14 protein-coding genes are annotated in these 13476 nt (G+C 70.2%); 5 read left to right on the forward strand and 9 right to left on the reverse strand.

Annotation, left to right across the window (positions count from 1 at the left end; genetic code table 11):
• Nucleotides 1-192: 192 nt before the first annotated feature.
• The gene (locus tag KV097_RS02435; protein ID WP_220341962.1) at nt 193-1440 is read left to right on the forward strand and encodes an MFS transporter; all 1248 of its coding nucleotides are present in this window, start codon (nt 193-195) and stop codon (nt 1438-1440) included.
• Between the two features lie 67 nt (nt 1441-1507).
• Here KV097_RS02435 and KV097_RS02440 read toward each other — a convergent pair whose 3' ends face one another.
• The 7 genes from KV097_RS02440 to trxA form a co-directional block, all read right to left on the reverse strand.
• Complete coding sequence (locus tag KV097_RS02440; protein WP_220341961.1) at nt 1508-2482, reverse strand: sulfate/molybdate ABC transporter ATP-binding protein; 975 nt, start codon at nt 2480-2482, stop codon at nt 1508-1510.
• A complete protein-coding gene (locus KV097_RS02445; RefSeq protein WP_220341960.1) occupies nt 2479-3348 on the reverse strand; it encodes a sulfate ABC transporter permease in 870 nt (289 codons plus the stop codon). The genes KV097_RS02440 and KV097_RS02445 overlap by 4 nt, the downstream gene beginning before the upstream one ends.
• Nucleotides 3345-4190: a sulfate ABC transporter permease subunit CysT gene (gene cysT / locus KV097_RS02450; RefSeq protein WP_220345276.1), complete on the reverse strand. Its 846-nt coding sequence runs from the start codon at nt 4188-4190 to the stop codon at nt 3345-3347. The genes KV097_RS02445 and cysT overlap by 4 nt, the downstream gene beginning before the upstream one ends.
• On the reverse strand, nt 4187-5212 hold the full coding sequence (locus KV097_RS02455) for a sulfate ABC transporter substrate-binding protein (RefSeq protein WP_220364976.1): 1026 nt from the start codon (nt 5210-5212) through the stop codon (nt 4187-4189). The genes cysT and KV097_RS02455 overlap by 4 nt, the downstream gene beginning before the upstream one ends.
• A 149-nt stretch (nt 5213-5361) precedes the next feature.
• Nucleotides 5362-6225 carry a hypothetical protein gene (locus tag KV097_RS02460; RefSeq protein WP_220364977.1) on the reverse strand — a complete coding sequence of 288 codons (864 nt, stop codon included), beginning with the start codon at nt 6223-6225 and terminating at the stop codon, nt 5362-5364.
• 58 nt (nt 6226-6283) lie between these two features.
• On the reverse strand, nt 6284-7147 hold the full coding sequence (gene purU, locus KV097_RS02465; protein WP_220364978.1) for a formyltetrahydrofolate deformylase: 864 nt from the start codon (nt 7145-7147) through the stop codon (nt 6284-6286).
• A gap of 91 nt (nt 7148-7238) precedes the next feature.
• Complete coding sequence (trxA, locus tag KV097_RS02470; protein ID WP_220341956.1) at nt 7239-7625, reverse strand: thioredoxin; 387 nt, start codon at nt 7623-7625, stop codon at nt 7239-7241.
• Between the two features lie 237 nt (nt 7626-7862).
• Here trxA and KV097_RS02475 point away from each other — a divergent pair, with 237 nt between their 5' ends.
• Complete coding sequence (locus tag KV097_RS02475; RefSeq protein ID WP_220345274.1) at nt 7863-8498, forward strand: hypothetical protein; 636 nt, start codon at nt 7863-7865, stop codon at nt 8496-8498.
• Here KV097_RS02475 and KV097_RS02480 read toward each other — a convergent pair.
• On the reverse strand, nt 8452-9312 hold the full coding sequence (locus KV097_RS02480; protein WP_308289310.1) for a prephenate dehydratase: 861 nt from the start codon (nt 9310-9312) through the stop codon (nt 8452-8454). The genes KV097_RS02475 and KV097_RS02480 overlap by 47 nt on opposite strands.
• Before the next feature lie 71 nt (nt 9313-9383).
• Nucleotides 9384-10502 carry a galactokinase gene (gene galK, locus KV097_RS02485; RefSeq protein ID WP_220364979.1) on the reverse strand — a complete coding sequence of 373 codons (1119 nt, stop codon included), beginning with the start codon at nt 10500-10502 and terminating at the stop codon, nt 9384-9386.
• Nucleotides 10503-10543: 41 nt separating this feature from the next.
• Between galK and KV097_RS02490 the strand changes: the two genes are divergently transcribed.
• From KV097_RS02490 to KV097_RS02500, 3 genes are all read left to right on the forward strand, one after another.
• Nucleotides 10544-11878: a hemolysin family protein gene (locus KV097_RS02490; protein ID WP_220364980.1), complete on the forward strand. Its 1335-nt coding sequence runs from the start codon at nt 10544-10546 to the stop codon at nt 11876-11878.
• On the forward strand, nt 11871-12893 hold the full coding sequence (gene trpS, locus KV097_RS02495) for a tryptophan--tRNA ligase (RefSeq protein ID WP_220364981.1): 1023 nt from the start codon (nt 11871-11873) through the stop codon (nt 12891-12893). Before KV097_RS02490 ends, trpS begins: the two co-directional genes overlap by 8 nt.
• A gap of 68 nt (nt 12894-12961) precedes the next feature.
• On the forward strand, nt 12962-13474 hold the full coding sequence (locus KV097_RS02500; protein ID WP_220341951.1) for a 2'-5' RNA ligase family protein: 513 nt from the start codon (nt 12962-12964) through the stop codon (nt 13472-13474).
• The last annotated feature ends 2 nt before the right edge of the window (nt 13475-13476 follow it).

Genomic DNA, 13476 nt, shown 5'->3' on the forward strand with positions numbered 1-13476 from the left:
TGTGATGATGGCACCGGAAACCGTGCGGCGCGGCATCGCCGGCCTCCTGCGGACGACCGCCTTCGTGGCGGCCTTCGTCGTGGTGGTCGCGGTGTTGTCGGCCTGGGACTTCTGAGCCCTCCCGCGAGCGAGTGAGCGACCTCACGCCCTGACCTCGGGAATTGTTTTCTCCCCGAACTTATTCTGGAAGGGATGCAGCTCACCGCCTCCCCACCTGGTCGTACCCGCACGCCGCGCGTCCTGCGTGAGCGGCGCGATCGTCGTCCCCGCCTGCTCCTCGCCCTGCTCGCGCTGGCGCTGGGCGGCTTCGCCATCGGGACCACCGAGTACGTCACGATGGGTCTGCTGCCCGAGATCGCCTCCGGGATGGGGGTGTCCATCCCCAGCGCCGGTCACGTCATCTCCGCGTACGCGGTGGGCGTGGTCGTCGGTGCCCCGGTCATCGTCTCCATGACCGCGCGGCTGCCCAAGCAGGCACTCGCGATCGGGCTCGTGGCCGCCCTCGCGCTCGGCAACCTGCTGACCGCGATCGCGCCGTCGTACGAGACCCTGCTCGCCGCACGGTTCCTCGCCGGCCTCCCGCACGGCGCCTACTTCGGAGTGGCCTCGCTGATCGCCGCCTCGATGGTCTCGCCGCAGCGGCGCGGCCGTGCGGTCGCGTCGGTGATGATGGGACTCGCGGCGGCGAACCTGATCGGCGTCCCGGCGAGCACGTTCCTGGGACAGCTGCTCGGGTGGCGCTCGGCCTACTGGGTGGTCGTCGGCCTCGCCGTGGTCACGATGGGCTTCATCGGGGCCTTCGTCCCGCAGCAGCAGCGTGACACCTCCGCGACGGTGCGCCGCGAGCTGCGGGCGCTGCGGCAGCCCCAGGTGCTCCTGACCGCCGGGGTCGGAGCCGTCGGCTTCGGCGGCCTCTTCGCCGTCTACAGCTACATCGCCCCCATCACGACCGACGTCACCCGCCTCAGTGCGGGGTTCGTGCCGTGGGTGCTCCTCGTCTACGGCATCGGGTCGATCCTGGGCACCGAGATCGGTGGCCGCCTCGCCGACCACGCGTTGTTCGCGTGGCTGTGCGCGACGCTCGTGGCGATGGCGTTGCTGCTGGCGCTGTTCGCCTACACCGCGCAGCACGGGATCCTCCTGCTCGGAGGCGTCTTCCTCCTGTCCACGGCCGCCGCCGCACTCGGTCTGCTGCTGCAGATGCGCCTGATGGAGGTCTCGGGCAGCGCCAAGATGCTCGGCGCCGCGCTCAACCACTCAGCGCTCAATGCCGCGAACGCGCTCGGCGCCTGGCTCGGTGGCGCGGCGATCGCGGCCGGCCTGGGATACCTCGCCACCGCGTGGGTCGGCGTGGGTCTCTCGCTCGCCGGACTGATCATCCTGGTCGCCTCGGCCTGGCTGTATCGCGGCGAGCGGCTCTCCCTGTCGCTCTCGCACTGAGCCGGCGCCGCCGTACCCGCGCTGCCTCGGCGTCGGGCCCCCGCGAGAGTGGGCCCGACGCCGGAGCTCACGCGGGTACGGGGGAGTGGGCGCCGTTGACCGGCGCGACCTCACGGAGCCAGACGGTCGACCCCTCGGCGAGCCCACGCTGGAGCGCGTCGTTGCGGGTGAGCTGGACCTGGACCGGGTCGCCGCCGCTCGTCGGCGTGACCTCGAGCCGCACCTCGTAGCCGATCCGCGTCCACCGCGTGATGGTGCCGACGACGGAGTCCGGCACGGGTCCTGCGGCGACCTCGATGTCGTGCGGCCGTACGAGTCGCCCGTCGAGGGTCGTCACCGGGCCGAGGAAGGACAGGACGAAGTCCGACGCCGGCTGGTCGTACAGCTCGTCCGGCGTCCCGATCTGCTCGATCCGGCCCTGGTTGATGACGACGATCTGGTCGGCGACCTCCAGAGCCTCCTCCTGGTCGTGCGTGACGAACACCGTCGTCACGTGGACCTCGTCGTGGAGGCGGCGCAGCCAGTCGCGCAGCTCCTTGCGGACCTTCGCGTCCAGCGCGCCGAACGGCTCGTCGAGCAGCAGCACGCTCGGCTCGATGGCGAGCGCACGGGCGAGCGCCATGCGCTGGCGCTGACCGCCCGACAGCTGGGCCGGGTAGCGGTCGGCGAACTGCTCGAGGTGCACGAGGCGGAGCATCTCGCGGACCCGCTCGGCGACCTGGTCCTTGGGCTGCTTGCGGATCTCGAGCCCGAACGCGACGTTGCGAGCGACCGTCATGTGCTTGAACGCGGCGTAGTGCTGGAAGACGAAGCCGACGTTGCGCTTGCGGGCCGGGAGTCGCGTGGCGTCGTTGCCCTCGATCGTGACCGTGCCGCTGTCGGCGTTCTCCAGGCCGGCGATGATCCGCAGCAGCGTGGACTTCCCGCCGCCGCTGGGCCCGAGCAGGGCGGTGAGCTGCCCGGCGGGGACCGACAGATTGATGTCCTCGAGGGCCACGAAGTCGCCGAAGCGGCGGCCGACCCCTGCGATCTCGATGCTCATGCTGGGTCCTTCTCGGTGGTGAGGGGGGTGGCGACCTCGGCGGACGCCCGAATGGTGGGCGCCGCGGCGTGCCCCGGTCGCAGGAGCGTGACGACGATGAGGGCGAGCACCGCGGCAGCGGCCAGCACGAACGAGGCGGCGTACGCGGCCGTCTGCTCGAAGTTCTGGTAGCGCTCCTCGACTACGAGGGTCGCGGTCTGGGTCTGCCCGACGATGTTGCCGGAGACGATCTTGACCGCCCCGAACTCGCCGAGCGACCGAGCGAGGCTGAGGACGACGCCGTACACGAGCGCCCAGCGGATCGCCGGGAGCGTGATGCGGCGGAACGTCTGCCAGGCGTTGGCCCCGAGGCTGACGGCGGCCTGCTCCTGCTCGGTGCCGATCTCGGTGAGCACCGGGACGACCTCGCGGATCACCAGCGGGAGCGACACGAACGCCGTCGCCATGATGATCCCTGGAGTCGCATAGATGACCTGGAGGCCGGAGCTCTCGAGCGTCGGCCCGAACCAGCCGTTGGTGCCCCCGTAGGCCAGCAGCAGGGCGAGCCCCACGACGACCGGGGAGACCGAGAGCGGCAGGTCGATGAGCGCGGAGAGGATACGGCGGCCGGGGAAGGTGTAGCGGACGAGCAGCACCGAGATGAGGACGCCGAAGACGGTGTTGATGACGACCGCCCAGGCGGCGACGACCAGCGTCAGCTCGAACGCGTCGACGGTGGTCGGCTCGGTGAGGGCGTCCACGAACGCCCCGGTCCCCTCGGCGAACGCGTTCTTGCCGACGAGGAAGACCGGCCACACGATCAGCAGCGTCAGATAGACGAGGACGATCGCGCGCAGGACGTAACGGACGGGACCGCGCTCGTTCATCGTCGGGCCACCCTCCGTGCGATGACGTCCAGGGCGATGATCGCGAAGAGAGCCACGAGGAGAAGCAGCGACGCGACGGAGGCGGCGGCCGCCATGTTGCCGTTCTCGATGTAGGTCAGGATGCGCACCGAGGTGACTTCCGTGCGCATGGGGAGGTTGCCCGACAGCAGCACCAGGGAGCCGTACTCGCTGATGGCGCGGGCGAACGACAGCGCCGCACCGGCGGTGATGGCCGGCGTCAGCGCCGGGAGGAGGACCTTGCGGAAGGTCGTGAGCCGGCTCGCGCCGAGCGACGCGGCGGCCTGCTCGGTCTCCGGGTCGAGCTCGAGCAGGACCGGCTGCACCGTCCGGACCACGAACGGCGTGGTGACGAACAGCAGTGCCAGGAAGACGGCGACGCGGGTGTTGGCGACGTCGATCCCGATCGGGCTGCCGGGACCGTAGAGGCTCAGGAGCACCAACCCCGCCACGATGGTCGGCAGGGCGAACGGGATGTCGATGACGACCTCGAGGATCCCCTTGCCCCAGAAGTGGTCACGGACGAGGACCCAGGCGATGAGCGTGCCGAAGACGACGTTCGTCACGGTCACCAGGACGGCCTCGCCGACGGTGAGCTTGATCGCGGCCCACGTCTGCGGCTGCTGGATCGTCTCGACGAAGGTGGTCCAGCCACCCTCGGTCGTGGTGAGGACGACGGCCGACAGGGGCAGCATCACGAGGATGCTGAACCAGATCAACGCGACGCCCAGCCCCAACCCCGCTGCGGGGGTCAGGGCCGTGGCCGCGCGGGCCCGGCGCCGGGGACCCCGGCGCCGGACCCGCGTGAGGGTGGACGTGGTCACGACTTGCCCGTCTCCTGCTGGATCTTGGTGACGACGCCGTTCTTCTCGTCGAAGAACTTGGTGTTGATGGCTTCCCAGCCGCCGAGGTCACCGTCGATGGTGAAGAGCTTGGACGGCGTCGGGAACGGGTCAGACGGATCGTTCGCGCCCTTGACCTTGCCGACCTTCACGTCGGGGCTGATCGGACGGAAGCCCTTCGAGACGTACAGCTCCTGGCCCTCCTCGCTGAGCACGAAGTCGAGGAACGCCTTCGCCTTCGGGTCGGCCTTCTTGGTGACGGCCCCGGGGTTCTCGATCAGCAGCGTCTCGTCCGGGACGACGTAGTCGAACTTCTCGCCCTGCTGGCGGGCCAGGATCGCCTCGTTCTCGTACGAGATGAGGACGTCGCCGGTGCCGGCCTGGAAGGCTGCGGTGGCGTCGCGGCCCGAGCCCGGGAGCGCGGCGACGTTCTTGAAGAACTTCGTCAGGTACGCCGTGCCGGCGGCGTCGCCGCCGTCTGCCGCAGCCTGCTGCCACCCGGCGAGGATGTTCCACCGTGCGGCGCCGGACGAGCCCGGGTTGGGGGTGACGATGGAGACGCCCGGCTTCACGAGGTCGTCCCAGGTCTGGATGTTCTTGGGGTTGCCCTCGCGCACCACGAGCACGACGACGGAGTCCGTCACGATGCCCTTGTGCTCGCCGTCGTCCCAGGACTCCTCGACCAGTCCCGCCTCGACCAGGCGTGTGACGTCCGGCGTGACCGAGAAGTGCACGTAGTCGGCCTTCAACCCGCCGGCGACGGCGCGGCTCTGGTCGCCGGACGCGCCGTACGACTCCTTCCAGACGACACCCTTGCCCTCGTCGGTCTTCGCAAACTCCTTCTGGGCGGCGTTGTTGCCCGCCTTGGGGACCGCGAAGCCGACCAGCGACAGCGTCGTGCTGGAGCTGTCGGCGTCGGCGCCCCCGCACGCCGACAGCCCCAGCGCGGCGGCGAGCGCGGTGGTTGCGGCGATCAGGCGGGTTGCCCGCTTCCGAGTGAACATGTCGTGCCTTTCGACGTGCGCCTTGTGCGCTGTAATGAGTGAGTTACTAATCCCGAGTAGATTACTCGACTATAGCGACACAGGAACCCGCAGGCGCCCTTTCTCACGATGTGGGCGCGGCGCCTGCGGGTGGGCTGGGAATCTCGGTGCTACCGGCCGGTGGCCGTCCAGGAGGTGTGGGGGTCCGTCCAGCACGACGCCGGCGGGTTGACTTGGTCGTCGTACTTGTCGTCGTACGAGAAGGCGCCGTCGGTGACTTTGCCGGAGCGGACGGTGCCGCGGATCTTCACAGTCTTCGTCAAGCCGGGATCCGCCGGCAGGGCGACCTCGGCATTCACCGTTCCGTCGGCGCTGACCGGCACCGTCGGGACCACGATCTCGCCGAGCCAGTATTCAAATAGTGGAGGATCCACCCAGGGCCACCAGCACGAGCAAGGCGCGTCCTTGACAGTGAAGTTGCGGATCGTCCGGCCGTCGGCGCTCATCGTGAAGCTGAGGGGCGCACGCGTGCCGCCCGGCTGGAGCGAGCCGGTCCATGTCGTGGCGCGTGGAGCGATACTGACGGTCGTCGTGCGCGTGCGTGCTGCCCGGGCGCGGGCGGAGATCTTGACGGTCCGCCTCGCGGTCACGTCGAGCCGCACCCGGACCACGGTCGTGCGCGACTTCCCGGCTCGCAGCGACCCGAGACGTCGAACCGACGGGCGGACGGTCAGTCCGCTGCGCTTCGCGACGCGGACTCGCACCGACCGGGCCGTCGTGCGACCGGTGTTGCGGACCTTCACCCTGATCTTCGTCCACTGACCAGGAGCGAGCGATCGCGAACGGTCACGGACGGTGACGCGAAGCCGCGGTTTGGCGCGCTCCGCCGCGGCGGCGACGACTCCGGCAGCCGGCGGGGCACCAGCTCGGAGATCGGCAGCCGTCGCTGTGGCCGGGCTGCTGTGGGCTGTGGCCGGCAAGACGCTGAGAGTCAGCGCCGCCGCGACGGCCAGGGCAGGTGCGATTCTGGTCATCTTTCACGATAAGAACCGTCCCCGGCGACTGTCGAGGGTTTTTGTGGCAGCTCTTGCCTCAGGGGAAGACGACGGTCCGGGAGCCGTTGAGCAGGACGCGCTGCTCGGCGTGCAGGCCTACGGCCCGCGAGAGCACACGGGTCTCGACGTCGCGGCCCGCCTGCACGAGCGAGGCCGGGTCCTGCTGGTGAGCGACCCGGGTGACGTCCTGCTCGATGATCGGGCCCTCGTCGAGGTCGGCGGTCACGTAGTGGGCCGTGGCGCCGATGAGCTTGACCCCGCGCTCGTACGCCTGGTGGTACGGCTTGGCGCCCTTGAAGCTCGGCAGGAAGCTGTGGTGGATGTTGATCGCCCGTCCCTGGAGCCGCTGGCAGGCGTCGTCGGACAGGATCTGCATGTAGCGCGCCAGGACCACGAGGTCGATCCCGAGCTCGTCGACGAGGCCGAACACCTGCTCCTCGGCCGACGCCTTCGTGCCTGCCGTCACCGGCACGTGGTGGAACGGGACGTCGTACGACCTCGCCAGTCGCTCGAGGGTCGTGTGGTTGGAGACCACGGCACCGATCTCGATGTTGAGAGCGCCGATGCTCTGCCGGAACAGGAGGTCGTTGAGGCAGTGACCCTCCTTGGAGACCATCACCAGCGTCCGGCACGGCGCCTCGGCCACGACCAGGCTCCACGTCATCGCGTGCTCGTCGGCCACCGGAGCAAACCCGCCTCGGAGCGCGTCCACGTCGTACGGGTCACCGACGCTCTCGAAGTGCACCCGCAGGAAGAACCGTCGCGCCGTCGCGTCCGTGAACTGCTGCGCGTCCACGATGTTGCCTCCGCGGTCCACGATCCACGACGAGATGGCGTGCACCAGCCCCGGGCGATCGGGGCAGGTCAGGGTCAGGACGTACGTGGAGGTGGTGGTGGACATGCCGCACAGCGTACGGCGGGCCCACCGTGCGGATGCGCGACAGCCCCCTGGCCACGGGGCCAGAGGGCTGTCGGAGAGTGCGTGCGGAGGGTCAGGCCTGCTGCGCCGGCCCCTGCTGTGCCTGCTGCTCGGCGACCTGGGAACGGACCTCGTCCATGTCGACCTCGCGTACGGCGTCGATCACCTGGTCGAGCGCCTGTGCGGGCAGCGCCCCGGGCTGGTTGAAGAGGAGGATGCCGTCACGGAAGGCCATCAGCGTCGGGATCGAGGTGATCTGGAGCGCACCGGCGAGATCCTGCTCCGCCTCGGTGTCGACCTTGGTGAACTTGATGTCCTCGTTCTTCTCGGCCGCGGCCTCGAACACGGGGGCGAACTGGCGGCACGGGCCGCACCAGGAGGCCCAGAAGTCCACCAGCACGATGCCGTCGGAGGAGATGGTGTCCATGAAGCTGTCGGAGGTCAGGGCAGTGGTTGCCATGTCACGTCCATTTCGATCGGGTGCGTCTGTGCGTCTGCGGTGTTCAACAGCGGTCGGGCCCGCAGGATTCCCACCCGTACCTCCACCCTAGGCAGCCGCCAGGTCAGGCGTCAGGGAGGCGAGCGACATCGGGGTACCCGAGCCGAGGCGACGAATGGTGCGGCGCTCGATGGAAGAAGAGAGCCTCGTATGACTGGAACTGTGTTTCGCGACCCGAAACGGCGGTAGAGTCCGGCCATGTCTCGTCGAGGCGATCGACGGCTCCCGCGCGCGCTGCGAAAGAAGCGCTCCCCGGTCGAGGTCGCGGCCTCCGCCCTCCTGTCGTCGGGTTTAGGGCTGATCGTGGTGGTGATGCTGCCGATCGGTTGGCGGCGAGCGTATGACGGCGCCGTCCTGCTCGGCGGAGTGACGCTGCTCGTCGCGTGGGCGATCGTCGACGTCGTGTCGGCCTCGCGCCGTCCTGATGAACCGCGCTGGTCGTTCGGGGTGCGGCCAGTCGGGCTCGCGCTGAGCCACGCCGGGTTGATCGTCATGCTCGCGGCCACGGGGATGATGTTCGTCTGGCCTGACCCGCCGTTCTGGCTGTGGGTGGTCCGCACCGTCGGCGGCGTCGTCTTCGTCATCTGTGAGTCCGTGGAGCTCTGGGTCCGCCGCGCGGAGCGCGCGCGGGAACGCCTGCGCGAGCGCGAACGACTGGCCTACGAGCAGCGGCGCTGGGAGGCGGCTCGGGTTGTTGCCGAGGCAGCGGCCGAGAGTGCCCGTACGCAGGCCGCCCTGATCGCCCTGGACGGGTACCGGAGCCGAGAAGCCGCCCGGGTCGACGAGGCTACGCCTCGGCGAACCGGTGAGGGTGCGCCGGATAGACGCCCATGACCTGAACGTCGGTCGAGAAGAACGCCAGCTCCTCCAGTGCGCGGGCCAACGCCGGCTCCTCGGGATGGCCGTCGACCTCGGCGAGGAACATCGTCGCCGTGAAGGTGCCGCCGACCATGTAGCTCTCGAGCTTGGTCATGTTGATGCCGTTGGTCGCGAAGCCGCCCAGCGCCTTGTAGAGCGCGGCGGGGATGTTGCGCACGTTGAAGACGAACGTCGTCACGGTCGGCCAGTCGCCCCGCGGAGCGGTCTGCGGCTGCTGTGAGAGGACGACGAAGCGGGTCGTGTTGTGCTCCTCGTCCTCGACCGCGGTGGACAGTGTCTGCAGGCCGTACGTCCTCGCGGCGAGCGGGGTCGCCAATGCTGCCTTGGTCGGGTCACCCCACTCGGCGACCTCGCGGGCGGCGCCCGCGGTGTCGCCGGCGATCACCGGTCGCAGCCCGCGCTCGCGGATGATGCGGCGGCACTGACCGAGAGCGTGGACGTGGCTGTGGACCTCGGTGATGGTGTCGAGTGTCGCCCCGGGCACCGCGAGCAGGTCGAAGTGGATGGGCAGGAAGTACTCCCCGACGATGTGCAGCCCCGACGTCGGCAGGAAGTGGTGGATGTCGGCGACGCGTCCGGCGAGCGTGTTGTCGATCGGGATCATCGCCAACCCGGCTCGTCCGTCGGTCACCGCCGCGAACGCATCCTCGAACGATGCGCAGGCCATCGCCTCCCAGTCGGGGTAGGCGTCGGCGCACGCGATGTGAGAGTTGGCGCCGGGCTCGCCTTGGTAGGCGATGCGGCGGGGGAGGTCCACGTCCTGGGTCACGGCGCCATCATCGCACCGCCACCAGGCGGCGGTGCGCCCGACGACCCGCCGGCGGACGGCGGGCAGACGGGTCAGGAGACGCGCCGTGCCCCGTCGGCCGGCTCGACCACGAACGTGCGGGGCGCGGGGAAGTCGACCCTGGCGAACGCCGCAGCCACGGCCGCCCTCAGTGCGTCGACACCACCGGCCTCCACCAGCGCGATCGCGCTGCCGCCGAAGCCCCCACCGGTCATCCGGGCCCCGAGTGCACCGTGCTCGAGGGCCGCCTCCACGGTGAGGTCCAGCTCGGGGGCGCTCACGTCGTAGTCGTCGCGCAACGACACGTGGGAGGCGGTCATCAGCTGGCCGAGCTGCGGCCAGTCGCGAGCGGCGAGGGCGCGCACCGCCGACCGCACCCGCTGCGTCTCCGTGATCACGTGCCGGAGCCGGGCCTTGAGCGTGGGGTCGTCGACCTTGAGGACGGCGTCGGGCGGTGCGGCGGCCAGCGTCTCCAGGCCGAGGAGCTCGGTCAGCTCGACGGTCTGCGCGCGCCGCTGACCGTACTCGCCGCCGGCGTGGCTGTGCTTGGCCCGCGTGTCGACGACGACCAGGGCGTAGCCGTCGTCCACCCAGTGCGCGGGGACCGGTTTGACGGTCGGCGGTGCAGAGGCCGTCTCGATGAGCAGCGCGTGCCCCTGCTCGCCGCACATCGACGCGAGCTGGTCCATCGAGCCCGTCGGGGCTCCCGCGTAGTCGTTCTCGCCCCGCTGGCAGATCAGGGCCGTCTCGACCGGGTCGACCTCCCAGCCCTCCAGGCCGGCCAGCGCCACCGCGATACCGCACTCGATCGCGGCCGAGCTGGAGAGGCCGGCGCCGAGGGGGACGTCGGAGGAGATCACGAGGTCGGCGCCCCCGGTCGTACGGCCGGACTCTGCGAGGGCCCACACGGTGCCTGCCGCGTAGCGCGCCCATCCGTCGACGTCGCCGGGGGCGGTGTCGGCGCCGAACTCGACCGACCGGTCGGTGATCCCCGACCACACGCGCACACGGCCGTCCGTGCGCCGCCGAGCCTTCACGGTGGTCTGCAGGTCGATCGCGATGGGGAGGACCGGGCCGCCCACGTAGTCGAGGTGCTCGCCGATCAGGTTCACGCGTCCGGGAGCCGCCCAGACACCGACCTGACCATCGGGAACGGGCTCGGCTGCAGTCATGCGAGCCATCCTCGCGCATGGCGTCTCGCTACGCTGGAGGGGTGGACGAGACCCTGTGGAACATCGCCCTCGTGCTCGTGTTCATCCTCCTCGGCGGTGTGTTCGCCGCGGCGGAGATGGCGCTCGTCTCCCTCCGTGACTCCCAGCTCCCCGAGATCGCCAGCCGGGGCAAGCGCGGCGCGACCGTCGCGCGACTGGCGTCGGACCCGAACCGCTTCCTGTCGGCGGTGCAGATCGGTGTCACCCTCAGCGGGTTCCTGTCGGCCGCCTTCGGTGGCGCGACGCTCGCCAACGACCTGAGCCCGCTCCTCGAGGAGCTCGGCCTGTCGTCCGGCGTCGCCTCCGTCGCCGCGCTGATCCTCACCACCGTCGTCATCTCGTACCTGTCGATCGTCTTCTCGGAGCTCACCGCCAAGCGCCTCGCGATGCAGCACTCCGTGGCGTTCGCGCTCGCGCTCGCACCGGGGGTCGACGCGGTCGCCCGGTTCGCGACGCCGGTGATCTGGCTGCTGTCGGTGTCGACGAACGTCGTCGTGCGGATGCTCGGGGGCGACCCGTCGGCAGCCCGGCAGGAGATCACCGACGTGGAGCTGAGGGGCCTGGTCCAGACGACGCAGGGTCTCTCGGACGAGGAGCGCAGCATCGTCGAGGACGTCTTCGCCGCGGGTGACCTCCAGGTCCGGGAGGTGATGCTGCCGCGGACCGAGGTCGACTTCATGGACAGCTCGCTGCCGGTCTACAAGGCCGTGCAGCTGGCCCGCGAGAAGCCACACTCCCGCTACCCGGTGATCCGGGGGACCGCGGACGAGGTCGACGGCTTCGTCCACGTCCGCGACCTGTTCGACCCCGGCATGCGAGACCGCGCCGTACGGGTCGGTGAGCTGGTGCGTCAGGTCGTGATGATCCCCGGGACGCGGCCGGTGCTCGCCGCGATGACCGACATGCGTCGTGCCAACACCCATCTCGCGATCGTGGTGGACGAGTACGGCGGCACCGACGGGATCGTCACGCTCGAAGACCTCGTCGAAGAGCTGGTCGGCGACATCCGCGACGAGTACGACACCGCCGACTCCGAGACGACCCGGTTGCTCGGAGGCGCCGTCGAGGTCGACGGGCTGCTCAACCGTGACGCCTTCGCCGACGAGACGGGGATCGAGCTTCCCGAAGGCCCGTTCGAGACGGTCGCGGGATATCTGGTGGCCCGGCTCGGCCGGATCCCCGAGGTGGGGTCGTCGGTGCCGATCGACGGGTACCGCCTGACGGTGACCGCGATGGACGGGCGCCGCGCCGCGCGCCTGCGGGTCGAGCCCGAGTCCGCCGCAGCGAATCCGGAGGCGCCGCCCGAGGAGGGGCTGGCAGAATCGGAGCATGCCTGACGCCGCTACCTCGCCCCGCCGTGTGCTCTCCGGGATCCAGCCGACCGCGGACGCGTTCCACATCGGCAACTACCTCGGCGCGGTGCGGCGCTGGGTGGCGCTGCAGGAGGACCACGACGCGTTCTACTTCATCCCCGACATGCACGCGATCACCGTCGCGTTCGATCCCGCCGTCGTGCACGCCCGGACCTACCGTGCCGCCGCGCAGCTGATCGCGCTCGGCCTCGACCCGCGGCGGGCGACGCTGTTCGTCCAGAGCCATGTCCCCGAGCACGCTGAGCTCGCGTGGGTCCTCAACTGCATCACCGGGTTCGGCGAGGCCCGCCGGATGACGCAGTTCAAGGACAAGTCGGCCAAGGGCGGCATCGAGCAGGCCTCGGTCGGGCTCTTCACCTATCCGGTCCTGATGGCTGCCGACGTGCTGCTCTACCAGGCCGACGGCGTCCCGGTCGGAGAGGACCAGCGTCAGCACCTCGAGCTGACCCGCGACCTCGCGCAGCGTTTCAACAGCCGCTACGGCGACACCTTCACCGTGCCGAAGCCGCTCATCGTCGCCGACACCGCCAAGATCCTCGACCTGCAGGACCCGACGATCAAGATGAGCAAGTCGGCGTCGTCGCCGAAGGGCATCCTCGAGATCCTCGAGGAGCCCAAGTCGGCGGCCAAGAAGATCCGGGGCGCGGTCACCGACTCCGAGGCGGAGGTGCGCTTCGACGCTGAGGAGAAGCCGGGTGTGTCCAACCTGCTCTCGATCTACTCGGCCCTCACCGGGCGGTCGGTCGACGACATCGTCGCCCAGTACGCCGGCGGCCAGGGCTACGGCACCTTCAAGGTCGACCTCGGTGAGGTCGTCGCCGACTTCGTGACACCGCTGCGCCAACGCACCGAGGCGCTGCTCGCCGACAAGGCCGAGCTGGACGCCGTCCTGCGCGACGGCGCGCAGCGGGCACGCGAGGTCGCGTCCAAGACGCTCGGCGACGTGTACGACCGTGTGGGGTTCGTCCGCGCACGCTGACACGAGCCGTCGGCGGGGATCACTCGCTGCCCGGCCAGCCCGTACGGCCGAGCGCTAGGGTGGTCGCCATGCCCACGATCGGCGTCGCCATTCCCGTCCCCGAACCCTGGGGAAGCGAGCTGCGCGAGCACCGCGCGGAGTTCGGCGACACCCAGGCTGCGCTGATCCCGTCCCACGTGACCCTCCTCCCGCCGATGGAGGTCTCCGAGCGTGCGCTCGAGATGGTCAACGACAAGCTCCGCGTGGACGCTCGTGCCATCGAGCCGTTCGTGATGAGGCTCCGGGGGACGGGCACGTTCCGGCCGGTCTCCCCGGTGGTCTTCGTCGCGGTCAGCGAAGGCATCTCCAGCACCGAGCAGCTCGCCAAGCACATCCGCGACGGGCTGCTCGACGAGGGTGAGCTCGAGTTCCCCTACCACCCGCACGTCACCGTCGCGCACCGCGTGAGCGAGGCCGCGCTCGACCGGGCCTACGAGGAGCTCGCCGACTTCTCGTGCGAGTTCGAGGTCCGCGCGTTCGCGGCGTACCGGCACGACGACGAGGTGGGATGGGTTCCGTACCAGGAGTTCGAGCTCGGCTGAGG

The organism is Mumia sp. zg.B17 (assembly GCF_019550915.1).
Classification (GTDB): Bacteria; Actinomycetota; Actinomycetes; order Propionibacteriales; family Nocardioidaceae; genus Mumia.